This window comes from Vibrio agarivorans, from assembly GCF_030409635.1.
GTDB classification, from domain to species: Bacteria; Pseudomonadota; Gammaproteobacteria; order Enterobacterales; family Vibrionaceae; genus Vibrio; species Vibrio agarivorans.
The window spans coordinates 146,902-161,072 of the sequence record NZ_JAUFQF010000002.1 but is presented as its reverse complement, the minus strand read 5'-3'; the positions used below and the strand labels follow the sequence as shown (position 1 = coordinate 161,072).

The following is a 14,171-nucleotide window of genomic DNA, read 5'->3' as shown; positions in this document are numbered from 1 at the left end:
GTGGGAATGCTAAGGAGCTAAATGGATGCGATTGCATAAGGATGGTGCCAGTCTTCGATACAGGCTGGTCGCAACAATTCTGTCGACTGTGGGGTTATTGTTCCCTTCACTTGCACTTGCCAGTGAAGAAAGTGCGAGCACGATGAGTCGCTTCAACTTAACGCAAGGGGTCACGGAGATCAGCGGGCAGGTGTATGAACTGCATATGCTGATTTTTTATATCTGCTGCGCGATTGCTTTCGTGGTGTTTGGGATTATGTTTTATTCCATCATCAAGCACCGCAAATCGAAAGGCGCGGTGGCTGCGCACTTTCATGAAAGTACCAAGGTAGAGATCATCTGGACAGTCATTCCAGTGCTGATTCTTATTGGTATGGCTATCCCCGCGACTACGACCCTGCTTGCGATGGAAGATACCTCGCAATCTGATATCACTATCAAAGTCACTGGTTCTCAGTGGAAATGGCACTATGACTATCTAGACGAAGGCGTCGAGTTCTTCAGTTTGCTCGCTACCGACCAGAAACAGATTGATGGTCTAGAAGAGAAGGGCGCGCATTACTTGTTAGAAGTGGACAATGCGTTGGTTGTGCCAATCGGTAAGAAAATCCGTTTTCTACTCACATCGGATGATGTCATCCATTCGTGGTGGGTGCCTGACTTTGCGGTGAAAAAAGACACCATACCGGGGTTCATTAATGAAGCGTGGACTTTAGTTGATAAGCCCGGTGTTTACCGCGGTCAGTGTGCAGAGCTGTGCGGCAAAGCCCATGGCTTTATGCCAATCGTGGTTCATGCCATGGAGCAGGACGATTACGATGCTTGGCTAGCAGAGAAGAAAGTGGAGATTGCTCAAGCGCAAGAAGAAGCGGCGGCAGCTCTTACAAGTGAATTAGGAATGGATGACCTTATGACGCAAGGGGAGTCGGTTTATGCCGCGCGTTGTGCGGTTTGTCACCAAGCCAATGGTGAAGGGGTGACGGGCGCATTCCCAGCTATCAAAGGCAGTGCGATTGCAACGGGTGATTTGGATGCGCATATCGATATCATCGTCAACGGCCGAGCAGGCACAGCGATGCAAGCCTTCGCCAATCAGTTGACTGAACAAGAGATCGCTGCCGTTATCACCTATCAACGCAATGCTTGGGGCAATGATACTGGCGATACCGTTCAAGCCTCAGACATTAATCAGTTCAAGGAAAATGCCCTTTCGGCATCCGCCAAGGAGGCAGAGTAATGAGCCAACCTATCAATAAACCCAGCAAGCAGTCTGCCGCACCCGATGAAGTCTTAGCAGGAGGGCATGCGCACGATGACCATGATAGTCATGGCCCTGCGAAAGGGATCGCGCGCTGGATCTACTCAACCAGTCACAAAGATATCGGCACTCTCTATTTGTGGTTCAGTTTTGCAATGTTTTTAACTGGCGGTGCGATGGCGATGGTCATTCGTGCAGAGCTATTCCAACCGGGCTTGCAGCTAGTTGAGCCGCATTTTTTCAATCAGATGACGACTGTTCATGGCTTAATCATGGTATTCGGCGCGGTAATGCCTGCGTTTACCGGATTAGCTAACTGGATGATCCCGATGATGATTGGCGCGCCAGATATGGCACTGCCTCGCATGAACAACCTCAGTTTTTGGATTCTGCCTTTTGCTTTTGCCATATTGCTTGCTTCGCTGTTTATGCCGGGGGGCGGCCCTGATTTTGGCTGGACGTTCTACGCGCCACTCTCCACCACCTATGGCCCTGATAGCACCGCCCTGTTTGTGTTCTCTGTACACATCATGGGGATAAGCTCAATCATGGGGGCAATCAACGTGATTGTAACCATTGTCAATATGCGCGCGCCGGGCATGACTTGGTTCAAAATGCCAATGTTTGTTTGGACGTGGCTGATCACCGCCTTCTTGCTGATTGCGGTAATGCCCGTGCTCGCGGGCGCAGTGACCATGGTGCTCACGGACAAATACTTCGGAACGAGCTTTTTCGATGCCGCTGGCGGGGGCGATCCGGTAATGTTCCAGCATATCTTCTGGTTCTTTGGTCATCCCGAAGTGTACATCATGATATTACCGTCGTTCGGTATTGTCTCAGCCATCATTCCCGCATTTAGTGGTAAGAAACTGTTCGGTTATCACTCGATGGTGTATGCCACCTGCTCGATTGCGCTGCTGTCATTCTTGGTATGGGCGCACCACATGTTCACCACAGGTATGCCAGTGTTTGCCGAGCTGTTCTTTATGTACTGCACCATGTTGATTGCCGTACCCACAGGGGTGAAAGTATTCAACTGGGTGGCCACCATGTGGCGCGGGGCCATGACATTTGAAACGCCAATGCTGTTCGCGATCGCCTTTATTGTGCTGTTTACTATTGGCGGCTTATCAGGCTTGATGCTGGCGATTGTGCCTGCAGATTTCCAATATCATGATACCTACTTTGTCGTAGCGCACTTCCACTATGTGTTGGTGTCTGGCGCGGTATTCTCCATCATGGCAGCAGCATATTATTGGCTGCCGAAATGGACAGGCAATATGTATGACCACAAGCTGAGTTTGTGGCACTTCTGGTGCTCAGTCATCTCGGTCAATATCTTGTTCTTCCCAATGCACTTCTTAGGCCTAGCCGGTATGCCAAGGCGCATTCCCGACTATGCGATTCAGTTTGCTGACGTGAATCAGATTGTATCGATTGGTGGGTTCGCCTTTGGTTTGTCGCAGCTGATTTTCTTGTGGTTGGTGATCAAGTGTATTCGTGGCGGTGAGAAAGCGTCTGCCAAACCTTGGGACAGAGCCGAGGGGCTTGAGTGGACTGTGCCAAGCCCGGCGCCTCACCATACCTTTGAAACGCCGCCCAAGATTGATTAGGGCGTAAAGGGGAAGGTATGGATACGCAAGATAAAAATCGCAAACTGACGGTCAAACTGCTCGGCGCTGTTGTTGCCATGTTTGGCTTCGGTTTTGCCTTGGTGCCGTTGTATGACGTGATGTGCGATGTATTGGGGATAAACGGCAAGACCAACGCCAGTTCAGTCAGTGCGCCCGTGGGTATGCAGGTGGATATTTCTCGCACCATTAAGGTGGAGTTTATGTCACACGTCACGCCGAATATGCCTTGGCGCTTTACGCCGTCAGTCTCCACGATGGAGGTTCATCCCGGGGAGGTGATTCAAACCTTTTATCTCGCGGAGAACCGCTCTGCTGCGGATATGGTAGGGCAAGCCGTGCCATCGGTGTCTCCGGGTTTAGGTGCGAGCTATTTCAATAAGATGGAGTGCTTTTGCTTCAATCAACAGCCTTTGTCTGCACAAGCTTCGACTGAGATGGGGTTGATTTTCTACATCGAACCAGACATTCCAGATTCGATTCACACACTGACGTTGTCTTATACGCTGTATGACATCTCTGATCGTGTCGATACACAGGCGACAACCGCCCAGCGTGACGATGCGGTTTCGATTCAGCGGGTGAGCTTCACCACCCCCAATGACACAGCACCACAACCTGTTGTGGTTTCGTCGCAAGGAGTGACACTATGAATACAGAGCCTCATTCATCCACCGAATCAAAGGTAAGTACTTACTATGTGCCAGCTCAAAGCCGCTGGCCAATTGTCGGTGCAGTCTCTCTGTTTCTTGTCGCTGTCGGTGCGGGATTAACGATCCAAAACATGGGCAATGATGGCGCGGGCGGCGTGTTTGGTAAAGTTGTGTTGTTTATTGGCTTTGGCGTGTTGCTGTATATGCTCGCCGGTTGGTTCAGCAACGTGATTACCGAGTCGTTGTCAGGTCTGTATTCAGAGCAGTTGTCGCGCTCGTTTCGACAAGGCATGAGTTGGTTTATCTTTTCTGAGATCATGTTCTTTGGGGCGTTTTTTGGGGCGTTGTTCTATGCACGGATGATCTCTGTGCCTTGGCTCGGTGGCGCCAGTAACAACGCGATGACACACGAGTTGTTATGGCCAAGTTTTGATGCGCTGTGGCCGCTACTCACCACGCCAGCAGGAGACACAACGCAAGCGATGCCGTGGCAAGGTTTGCCCCTGAAAAACACCATCATACTGTTGATTTCGTCTATCACACTGCACATGGCGCATGTGAGTTTAGAGCGAAACCAGCGCACGGCGCTAATCGTCTGGCTTGAGATCACGATTATTCTTGCGGTGTTCTTTCTCTATTTCCAAGTGGAAGAGTACATTCACGCTTATCAAGAGATGGGGCTGACGCTGCAATCGGGCGTTTATGGCAATACCTTCTTTATGCTCACGGGTTTTCACGGTCTTCACGTCTGCTTGGGCACGCTGTTTTTGATTGTACTTCTGGCCCGCATTGCCAAAGACCACTTTACGCCGAAGAACCACTTTGCGTTTCAGGCAGGCAGTTGGTATTGGCACTTCGTTGATGTGGTGTGGCTGTGCTTGTTTGTATTTGTGTATGTCTTATAGCAAGAGTATGAGCTTAAAAGTGGGCGCATACCACTGAATAGACTAGTCTTTAAATAAGGTGGTGCTATTGAGGCGTTGGGTTGGGTTCAATCAACCCGCTAGTCAATGCAAGGATGAGAAGGACAACCACCACAGCTGAGAACATTACTCGGCGACCAAGGTAATGGCTCATTGGTTTTTGCTCTTCAGATTGGTCACTTTGACGCACCAGTTGTACTAAGGCAAACGCCAAATTAAGGATGATAAAGAGCAGTAAAATGACTAAAGCCGTTTTAAATAAAAATACCATAACTGTATCCCCTGAATCGATGAGTTCGCGTCCGACTATTTTTCGTATTGCCGCTTTGACTCTTATCACTGTGGTTGTGTTTTCCCTATTGTTCAAATTGGGTTTGTGGCAATTGGATCGTGGCTATCAAAAAGAGCGCCTAGAGCACAGTTTGGTAGAGCGTGCTAAGCAGCCTCCGGTTGATTTGACAGAAATTGTCGAGGCAGAAAACCCAACGGGGTTGTCAGTCATCGCGCAAGGGCGAGCAATCCCAGAAGGTTATCTATTGCTCGATAATCAAGTTTATAAAGGCAAAGTCGGTTACCTGGCTTATCAACTGATTGAGGCAGATGAGCGTTATTGGTTGTTGGAGCGGGGCTTTGTGACTGCCCCGGCCTCACGCTCGGTATTGCCTAAGGTGAACTGGAAGCATGGTGATTTTGTTTATCGCGCTCGGGTTTATCAGCGCTCGGAGAACCCACTTAGCAATGATATCGACCCTGAGTTTATTGCTCCCTACCGAATTCAAAACCTCAATATTGCGCAGATCTCTCAGTTGTTTGGTATCGAGATCCAACCTGTGGTGATCCAGCCACAGGCTGAGTCTTGGCCTTACCCTCAACCTTGGGTGCCGATTCCAATGTCTTCGACTAAGCACTTTGGCTATGCGACCCAGTGGTTCATGATGTCGGCGGTGTTCCTAGGCCTTATGACATGGGTGAGCGTTCGAGCATTGCAAAAGCGTCAAGCTCGAGGAGGGCTTTGATATGACAGCGACACCGCAACGTTCAGTATGGAAAGGGCGCGTGACTTTGATTGCCTTGGTGCTGTTTTTTGCCATTCCGGCTATCGCGGCGTACGTGATTTTGTATAACCAATGGTATCAACCCGGTGTCACTAACCAAGGGGTGTTGATAGAGCCGAGATTGACCTATCAAAACCTTGGCGTAGATTACCGACCTGAAAAACCGATGTGGCAACTGGCATTTGTGGTGCCGAAGCATTGTGAGAAAGCCTGCCAAGAACGTGTCACCTTGCTTAGACAAAGCTACTTGGCGCTCGGCAAATATACCGAGCGGGTAGAGCCAGTTTTGATCATGCAAAGAGACAGTGATACCACCTTGATTCAGCGCTTTGATATCCCGTCGCAGATGGTGAAGCGCTTACCCGATAGTGTGGCAGATGGTGAAGACGTAGTGATTATCGACCCGCTCGGTCAATGGGTGATGCGTTACTCGTTTGATTTAGTTCCGTCATCGGCGCAACCGCAGTTAATGAAGGGCATGCTGCGTGATTTTAAAAAGCTGCTCAAGCTGTCAAGGGTAGGGTAAGTAATATAACTACCTCGAGTTACACCGCAAGGAGGCATTAATGAGCACCGTCAGTTTAGTTCGATTCACCCTTTACCTTGCCGTAATTGTGATTGCATTGGGCGCTTACACTCGCTTATCCGATGCAGGGTTAGGTTGCCCTGACTGGCCAGGTTGTTATGGCAAAATTTTGGTGCCGCAGTCTCAGACAGATATTGCGCTCGCGAATCAGGCTTTCCCGGAGCGTGCTGTAGAGCCTTATAAGGCTTGGCTTGAGATGATTCATCGCTATGTCGCCGGTACTCTTGGTCTGTTGATCGCGTGGATTACTTTTCGCTGTTGGAAAGAGCGCACAATCAGCCGAACACTCCCCACCTTTATTGCTGCTTTAGTGGTATTCCAAGCCCTACTTGGTATGTGGACAGTCACATTAAAGCTGCTGCCAGTGGTGGTCATGGCACATTTGCTCGGAGGCTTCACATTGCTCGCGAGCTTATCTCTGCTGTATTGGAAACTCTCACACCCACCTGCTCCACATGGGTTACAGCGACTAACGGGGGAGAGCAATCACGGACTCAAGCTGTTTGCTGCTGCCGCGCTTGTAGTCGTCGTGCTGCAAGTGATGTTAGGGGGCTGGACATCATCAAACTATGCCGCATTAGTGTGTACGCGCTTACCCATTTGCGAAGGTCAATGGTGGACGATGCTCGACTTTGCTAAAGCTTTTGACTGGTGGCAAGCAGGTCATGATAACTATGAGTTTGGTGTATTGAGCTACGGGCCTCGGATGACGATTCATGTCGTGCATCGCTTTGGGGCGTTAGTGACGACTTTATGCCTGTTGCTCCTCATCTATAAATGTTGGCAGTGGGCAAGTTTGAGGTCGGAAGCGAAATTGGTCGCAGCGGTGTTAACTCTGCAACTGGCCTTGGGTATCGCCAATGTCGTCTTACATCTGCCATTGTGGGTGGCGGTGGCACATAACTTGGGCGCAGCAAGTTTAGTGGTAGCTGTGCTTTATACCAATTATCGAATTTGGACCACGGCGGTCCGCAACTAGCCGTGACACTTATAGTTTGAGAACGCCAATATAGCGTGAGATTGCCAATATAGTGTAAGAGCGCCAAGGAGTGGGATATGAGTAAAACATTAACAGCACAACCAACTAGCAAGCCTCTGGTTCAGTGGCGCGTGTATTGGACATTGACCAAGCCGAAAGTGGTGTTGTTAATGCTATTGACCGCTATTGTGGGTATGTGCCTCGCGGTGGATGGCGCACTGCCGTTACAGCAAACGGTATTAGGCTTGATAGGGATTGGTATGATGGCTGGATCGGCTGCTGCGTTTAATCACCTAATTGACCGAAGAATCGACGCCATTATGGCCAGAACGCATAAACGCCCTCTGCCGCAGGGAGATGTGTCGGCTCTAAAAGTGAGCCTTTTCGCTTTTTCACTAGGGTTGTTTGGTTTTGCACTGCTGTGGTTTGGCGTAAATACCTTAACCGCTTGGTTAACCTTTCTAAGTTTGCTTGGTTATGCTGTGGTGTACACCTTATATCTAAAGCGCGCAACGCCACAGAATATTGTGATTGCTGGTATCGCAGGAGCAATGCCGCCGTTATTAGGTTGGACATCGGTGACGGGTGAGCTTAGTGGCAATGCTTGGTTATTGGTGATGATTATTTTTGTGTGGACCCCTCCCCATTTTTGGGCGCTTGCGATACACCGCAAAGAAGATTATGCCAGCGCTGATATTCCTATGCTGCCCGTGACGCATGGCGTTGAGTACACCAAAACCTCCATCGTGCTCTATACGATATTACTGGCGTTAGTGGTCTTGATGCCCGTGTTGGTTGGTATGAGTGGCTGGCTGTATCTGGCGGTATCAACCGTGTTGAGTGCAGGATTTATCTACTATGCCTTGCAGCTTAAATACTTCAGTCATGACAAGTCGGCGATAGAGACATTTAAGTTTTCCATCTACCACCTGATGGGCTTATTTGTCGCCTTATTGTTAGATCACTATATAGTAATGTGATTGAGCGAACATAGAGCGTGATTTAAGGCGTACAAAATGTGCGCTTAATTAAATATTCATGGTTTTTCTGTTTCATGATTAGGAAATCAACGTAAATTAAGCAACTATAACAACATACTGTGATGTGGCTTCCATCACTCACGACAATTAAAGAATCACAACCGGTTGGCTAGGTTTTTCATCCCCTCTCGAATTCATCAAAACAATAGAAATGGATCATTAATGGGGTGAAATACAGTGACTCTACGCGCTTGCAAACAACAAATGAAAAATATTAATCACTGTAATAATGAACGCCCCACCGTGGGCGTGATCATGCCGTTACTCAGCGGCTTCTATATGGGTGAACTCAGCATTGCTTTGCGTCAGTTAGCAAGGCAGCAAGACATCAACTTAGTGTTTATACGCTCGGGTGAGAGTCGTAATTATGAGTTGCCGATAGGCTTAGAAAATCTCAATGCACTGCTCGTTGTCCTGCATAGTGCTTCTCATCAATTGATCGCCAAGGCGGTTGAGAAAAACATTCCCGTCATCTCTCTCGGAGCGAGTTACAGCCCATTGCCTGTTGAGCAGTTCTACAGCAATCAAACTCAAGGTGTTGCTGTTCTTTATGACTGGCTTCGTGAAATGGGGCATGAGCGAATTGCTTTTTGTGGTGACTTGAGTGTCAACGATATTCGTCTGCGGTTTAAATCTTATCAACAAAAAGTGCGCCAGCATCACGGAGAGTTCGTTTCTGGTGATTTTTTCTCCGTCGGAGATTGCTCTTTTGCTGGTGGGCGAGACGCAGGAAAAGCTTACATTGAGAGAGATTGCCAGTGCTCAGCCGTCATCTGTGCAGCAGACCAAAATGCGATTGGGATGATGCAGCAACTGAAAGCTCAAGGGCTATCCGTTCCAGAAGATGTAGCGTTAGTAGGAGTCGATAACGTATTCCTTGGTGAAAAACAGTCCGTTTCGTTGACGACCGTTGACCAAAACCTTGAAGAACTTGCTCGTTGCGCCCTGCTGCGCGCGGTAGAGCGTGTAAAAGGCGCTGCGTATTCGAGTGAAGTTGTCCTTACCCCACAATGTTTGGTAGTGAGAAGTTCGTGTGGTGGCCAAGGTGCTAAGCCGAACTTGGATGAGAGCAAGAGCGTCCGTCAGCAAATGATGGCGGCGGATTCTCAATCGCCCGCAGAGCTATTTGAGAGCTTTTATTCGCAAGCTAAAGATGGTTTTGATTCGATTCTAGATGCGCAAAACTGTTTTGGTTACCACTTTGATGAGGCGGTATTGGCGCACTGTCAATCTGAGCATTTCCAGATAGAGCAGACCTTGTACGCCAATGGCTCACAAGCAAAGCACACTCAGAGTGACAACATGATTGCCCGCAGTGTTGAGCATTTTCCTGCCACTATGCCACAGCAGCATTACGTCTCTACGGTTATCCCGGTCAAAACCGGTTTTGATGGTCAATGGAAGCTATTGTGTATTAATGACTCACAGCAGGTAGATCAAGGGGTAGGTGCATACTCTATGTTTGCCAACTACCTTGATATGCTTGCTCTATTTATTGAACGTGATGCACTGCTAGAAACGGCGAACACCCGTCAAAAAAGCCTGCAGCAGATCCTTCAGCAACTGAAAGTGGTGTCGAATACATCAAATGACGGTATCTGGGATTGGGATTTGCAAACCAACCGCTTAACGTGGAATAGCCGTTTGGTTGATATGTTGGGTGTGTCTAATAGCGAGCGTTACTTTATTGATTGTAGTGAGCTTTTCCAGTTTATTCATCATGATGATATCTCTGACATAGAAGACAAGATTCACGAGCACCTCATCAATAACGTGCCTTTTAAAACTGAATTTCGCATGCGTACTGCGCATGGGGATTTCTTGTGGGTGCAAGCGAACGGTGCGGCAGTGCACAACTCTAGTGGGCGTCCGATCCGATTTATTGGCTCTTTGACGGACATTACGCAACAGAGAGAAAGTGCCGAAAAAATTCATCATATGGCATATTTTGATGCGTTAACCGGTATTGCGAACCGCCGCAAAATCATTCAAGACATCAATCAGTTTATCAGTCAAAACACCAATCGTCGCAGAGCTGTGATGTTGATGGACTTAAACCGTTTTAAGATGGTCAATGACACGTTTGGTCACCATACCGGCGATGCATTATTGCGCCATGTTTCCATGCAGCTACGTGAGCTATTAGATGACCGTCAGCATTTGGCTCGCTTGGGAGGTGATGAGTTTTTATTTTTCTGTGATGTACAAAACCATCAACAAGCGAACGAGTTAACCAGTCAAATTTTACGCCGTATTGCCCGACCTCTGGTTCACGATGATATCGAGTTGGAAGCACAAGGTAGTATCGGTGTGGCGTTCTATCCAGAAGATGGAACCACAGCGGATGAATTGATCAAGAAAGCCGATATCGCCATGTATAAAGCCAAGCAGGCTGGTGGCTGTCGAGCGGTGGTGTACTCGCCAGAGATGAACTGCTCAAGTGATGATATGGTGACCATGGAGCACCACCTAAAAGGGGCGCTAAAAAGAGGGGAAATAGACATTCACTATCAACCTCAAGTGTGTGCTGATAACAATATGGTCGTGGGTGTTGAAGCCTTAGCCCGTTGGCGTTCATCGACTCTCGGTGATGTACCACCCTACCAATTTATTAAAGTGGCCGAAGAGAGTGGTTTAATCACCTCATTTGGCGAGTATATTCTCAATCAGGTGTGTCGTGATTTGTCAGCGTCACAATGGCTACGAGGCTTATCTCGTATCTCCATTAACGTCAGTGCGAAAGAGCTCGTAAATACACACTTCGCGTCGTCTGCGATTCAGACCATCCTCAATCATCAATTACCTCTAGAAATCTTCTGCTTTGAGATAACTGAAACCGCCGCCATCACCGATTATGAGTTATGTAGCCAAGTATTAGCTCAGTTACACTCGGCAGGTATTGCGCTCTCTCTCGATGATTTTGGCACTGGGTTTTCCTCTTTGTCTTTGCTTAAGCGTTTGCCTCTTAATGAGGTCAAAATTGATCGATCATTTATTCGTGATATTACCGATGGACAGGCAAATTTAGATTTTGTTGCCACCATGATTTTGATGGGAAAAAGCTTAGGTTATCGCGTGGTGGCAGAAGGGGTGGAAACCGAAGCGCACTCGATGGCGCTAAAAAGCACGGGTATAGATATACTTCAAGGTTATTCATACAGCAAGCCTAAACCGTTGGCTGAGCTTGAGGCGATCTACTGTTCGATACCGACTGTAAAAGTCTAGCCACTGCTGAGTGTAATGCTAAGTTTACATTCTAAATTTATTATAAAAATAGCGGTATTATTGCCTTTTGTGGAAAAAAGTGATTGAAGTTCGTTTTTTTACTGGTTAACTTACGTCTTAAATCAAAACACAAACAAAATAGTTTCAGTATTTGAGCTGAGAAAAATTTATAACAGCTTAATGATTTAAGGATGAGGTAAGCGATGTTTCAAACCGATGATGTAAGAATTAGCAAAGTAAAAGAACTTTTGCCACCAGTGGCGGTTTTAGAGAAGTTTCCAACAACGGAAGTCGCTGCAGCTACCACGTATAACAGTCGCAAAAGCATTTCAAACATGCTGAAAGGCGATGATGATCGTCTGTTGGTGATTATCGGCCCATGTTCGATTCATGATCCTGAAGCGGCGCTAGAGTATGGTAAGCGCCTAAAGGTTCTGCGTGAAGAGTTGGGTGACAAGCTCGAAGTGGTCATGCGTGTTTACTTTGAAAAGCCGCGTACCACGGTTGGCTGGAAAGGACTGATCAACGACCCTTACTTGAACGATACATTTAAGATTAATGATGGCTTGCGTATGGGGCGTAAGCTTCTGCTCGACCTGACTGATATGGGGATGCCGACAGCGGGTGAGTTCCTGGATATGATCACGCCTCAATATGTCGGTGATTTGATCAGTTGGGGTGCGATTGGCGCACGTACTACAGAGTCTCAAGTTCACCGAGAGCTCGCGTCTGGTGTGTCATGCCCAGTGGGTTTCAAAAACGGTACCGATGGCAACATTAAGATCGCGTCTGACGCAATTCGCTCTGCAAGTGCCTCACACCACTTCTTATCAGTGACAAAATACGGTCACTCTGCAATCGTTGAAACGGCGGGTAATGAAGACTGTCACTTGATCCTACGTGGCGGAAAAGAGCCAAACTACAGTGCCGAGCATGTTGCAGCGATTAAGAGCGAGCTTGAAGCTTCAGGTTTGCCACAAAAGGTGATGATTGACTTTAGCCATGCAAATAGCTCAAAGCAGTACCAACGTCAGATGCTCGTCGCAGAAGATGTGTGTGGTCAAATTGCGGGCGGTGAGCAGGCGATCTTTGGTGTGATGATCGAGTCGCACCTAGTGGAAGGACGTCAAGATTTGGTTGACGGCTGTGCTCCAACGTACGGTCAATCGATTACCGATGCGTGTATTGGGTGGGATGATACAGAAAAAGTATTGCGCCAACTTGCCGCAGCAGTGGAAGCGCGTCGTAACGGTTAATCGACTGAAGAACAATATAAATAAACAAGGGCTTCCAATTGGAGGCCCTTATTTATGATAACCAGATAGTTATTTGAATAGTAGTTTGCAACCAATTACTGAACGGGCGGCTCTTCATTCGACTGTGTGACGACATTGAGTGTTTGAGTCGGAAAGGCAATATCCGCATCGTGGCGGTGAATGATGGCTAAGGTCTTGATCAGAACATCTTGCTTCACTTCATGGAAATAGACCCAGTTCACCGTCTTGGTGAAGGTGTAAACCATCAAATCGAGAGACGATGCGCCATAGCCGTTGAAGTTAACAATGAGCGTCTGAGAAGTATCAATCTCTGGATGTGTTTTCAGCATGGTTTTGACTTCATTCACAATACTCTCGAGCTGCGCAGCATCTTGATAGCGAATACCGATATTTTCCGATATACGACGATTGTGCATACGCGACGGGTTCTCCACCACAATGCTGCTAAAGACAGAGTTGGGAATGTAAAGAGGTCGCTTGTCAAATGTGCGGATAACCGTCATACGCCAACCGATACGTTCCACTGTGCCTTCAATTTGTCTATCTGGAGAGCGGATCCAGTCGCCGATTTTAAATGGGCGGTCAAAGTAGATCATCATGCCGCCGAAGAAGTTAGATAGGAGATCTTTCGCCGCCAGACCGACAACCAAACCACCCACACCACCGAAGGTCAAAAGACCGGTTAGGCTGACGCCCAAGCTCTGAATAATAGTGAGCAAACCAATGACGAAGAAGAATAGTCGAGCGACCTTACCAATCGCTTCAATGGTCGAGGGGTCATGCTTTTCTGATTTAAGTGCATGACTTTCAATTTCACCCACAAGGCGGGTACAGAACCAGATAAATATCAGGATCAGTAAGATGTGTTTGATTGTGGCAAGCCAAGCGTGTGGCGTATCAGAAAAGTAATCAAGCACAACACCGATAGAGAGTGTAGCAGGCCAAAACCAAATTAATACGCTGATGGGTGACTTTGCGGCATGCAGTAAGCTCTCATCCCAGCTGAAGCGCGTGTTATTGGTAATGGTATCGAGGCGTTGATACAAGATGCGCCACAAGCCCCAAACAATCAAACTGCCAATAGTGATCGCCAGTACGCTTTGCTGCCAGTCGCCCAGCAATGCGCTGGCTTCGCGGATTAGATTTTCTAACATGTATGCTCTTAACGTTGTCTGTTATCTAGAGATTATAACGCGGTTTACAATTGGTTAAACATCTGAAATTATGCAATATCTTAATTTGAGTCAAACAAGGAAAGCATGATGATTAAGGAAAACAGTTATTTTGAAGGTGGTGTGAAGTCACTGGGTTTCTCTCAACAGGGAGCAGAGAGCAGTGTTGGTGTGATGGCACCAGGCGAATATACATTTGGTACGGTAGCTGCCGAGCGAATGACCGTTGTTAAAGGCGCTTTAACCATTAAACGCCTCACTGACAGTGAATGGACAACATTCAGCTCTGGCGAGGCATTTGAGGTGGACGCTGAATCATCGTTTGACCTTAAAGTCGAAACAGCAACGGCGTATCTTTGCGAGTATCTATAA

General features: G+C 47.8%; 12 protein-coding genes and 1 pseudogene. 11 read left to right on the top strand and 2 right to left on the bottom strand.

What is annotated here, in order from left to right:
• Positions 1-25: 25 nt before the first annotated feature.
• From coxB to QWZ05_RS06305, 4 genes and pseudogenes are all read left to right on the top strand, one after another.
• On the top strand, positions 26-1,237 hold the full coding sequence (gene coxB / locus QWZ05_RS06320) for a cytochrome c oxidase subunit II (RefSeq protein WP_373875531.1): 1,212 nt from the start codon (positions 26-28) through the stop codon (positions 1,235-1,237).
• A gap of 74 nt (positions 1,238-1,311) precedes the next feature.
• Positions 1,312-2,871 (top strand): annotated as a pseudogene (gene ctaD / locus QWZ05_RS06315) (cytochrome c oxidase subunit I); the annotation flags it as partial.
• A 17-nt stretch (positions 2,872-2,888) separates the two neighbouring features.
• Positions 2,889-3,542 (top strand): cytochrome c oxidase assembly protein, encoded by a 654-nt coding sequence (locus tag QWZ05_RS06310; RefSeq protein ID WP_290297333.1) that lies wholly within the window; start codon positions 2,889-2,891, stop codon positions 3,540-3,542.
• Complete coding sequence (locus tag QWZ05_RS06305; RefSeq protein ID WP_264876071.1) at positions 3,539-4,447, top strand: cytochrome c oxidase subunit 3; 909 nt, start codon at positions 3,539-3,541, stop codon at positions 4,445-4,447. The genes QWZ05_RS06310 and QWZ05_RS06305 overlap by 4 nt, the downstream gene beginning before the upstream one ends.
• Before the next feature lie 64 nt (positions 4,448-4,511).
• On the opposite strand, the gene QWZ05_RS06300 is transcribed toward QWZ05_RS06305, so the two are convergent.
• Positions 4,512-4,736 (bottom strand): DUF2909 family protein, encoded by a 225-nt coding sequence (locus tag QWZ05_RS06300; RefSeq protein ID WP_264876070.1) that lies wholly within the window; start codon positions 4,734-4,736, stop codon positions 4,512-4,514.
• On the opposite strand from QWZ05_RS06300, the gene QWZ05_RS06295 reads away from it, so the two are divergent.
• The 6 genes from QWZ05_RS06295 (at position 4,705) to aroG (ending at position 12,606) form a co-directional block, all read left to right on the top strand.
• Positions 4,705-5,481 (top strand): SURF1 family protein, encoded by a 777-nt coding sequence (locus tag QWZ05_RS06295; protein WP_290297330.1) that lies wholly within the window; start codon positions 4,705-4,707, stop codon positions 5,479-5,481. The two genes, QWZ05_RS06300 and QWZ05_RS06295, sit on opposite strands and share 32 nt — an antisense overlap.
• A 1-nt stretch (position 5,482) precedes the next feature.
• Positions 5,483-6,046 (top strand): redox-active disulfide-containing membrane protein, encoded by a 564-nt coding sequence (locus QWZ05_RS06290; RefSeq protein ID WP_264876068.1) that lies wholly within the window; start codon positions 5,483-5,485, stop codon positions 6,044-6,046.
• 40 nt (positions 6,047-6,086) lie between these two features.
• A complete protein-coding gene (locus QWZ05_RS06285) occupies positions 6,087-7,085 on the top strand; it encodes a COX15/CtaA family protein (protein ID WP_290297328.1) in 999 nt (332 codons plus the stop codon).
• A gap of 77 nt (positions 7,086-7,162) precedes the next feature.
• Positions 7,163-8,065, top strand: a complete 903-nt coding sequence (cyoE, locus tag QWZ05_RS06280) for a heme o synthase (protein WP_290297325.1) — start codon at positions 7,163-7,165, stop codon at positions 8,063-8,065.
• A 264-nt stretch (positions 8,066-8,329) separates the two neighbouring features.
• Positions 8,330-11,350 carry an EAL domain-containing protein gene (locus QWZ05_RS06275; protein WP_290297322.1) on the top strand — a complete coding sequence of 1,007 codons (3,021 nt, stop codon included), beginning with the start codon at positions 8,330-8,332 and terminating at the stop codon, positions 11,348-11,350.
• A gap of 203 nt (positions 11,351-11,553) precedes the next feature.
• Positions 11,554-12,606 (top strand): 3-deoxy-7-phosphoheptulonate synthase AroG, encoded by a 1,053-nt coding sequence (gene aroG / locus QWZ05_RS06270; protein WP_264876063.1) that lies wholly within the window; start codon positions 11,554-11,556, stop codon positions 12,604-12,606.
• 95 nt (positions 12,607-12,701) lie between these two features.
• Here aroG and QWZ05_RS06265 read toward each other — a convergent pair whose 3' ends face one another.
• Positions 12,702-13,781: a mechanosensitive ion channel family protein gene (locus QWZ05_RS06265; protein WP_264876061.1), complete on the bottom strand. Its 1,080-nt coding sequence runs from the start codon at positions 13,779-13,781 to the stop codon at positions 12,702-12,704.
• Positions 13,782-13,889: 108 nt separating this feature from the next.
• Between QWZ05_RS06265 and ppnP the strand changes: the two genes are divergently transcribed.
• Complete coding sequence (gene ppnP, locus QWZ05_RS06260) at positions 13,890-14,171, top strand: pyrimidine/purine nucleoside phosphorylase (protein ID WP_264876060.1); 282 nt, start codon at positions 13,890-13,892, stop codon at positions 14,169-14,171.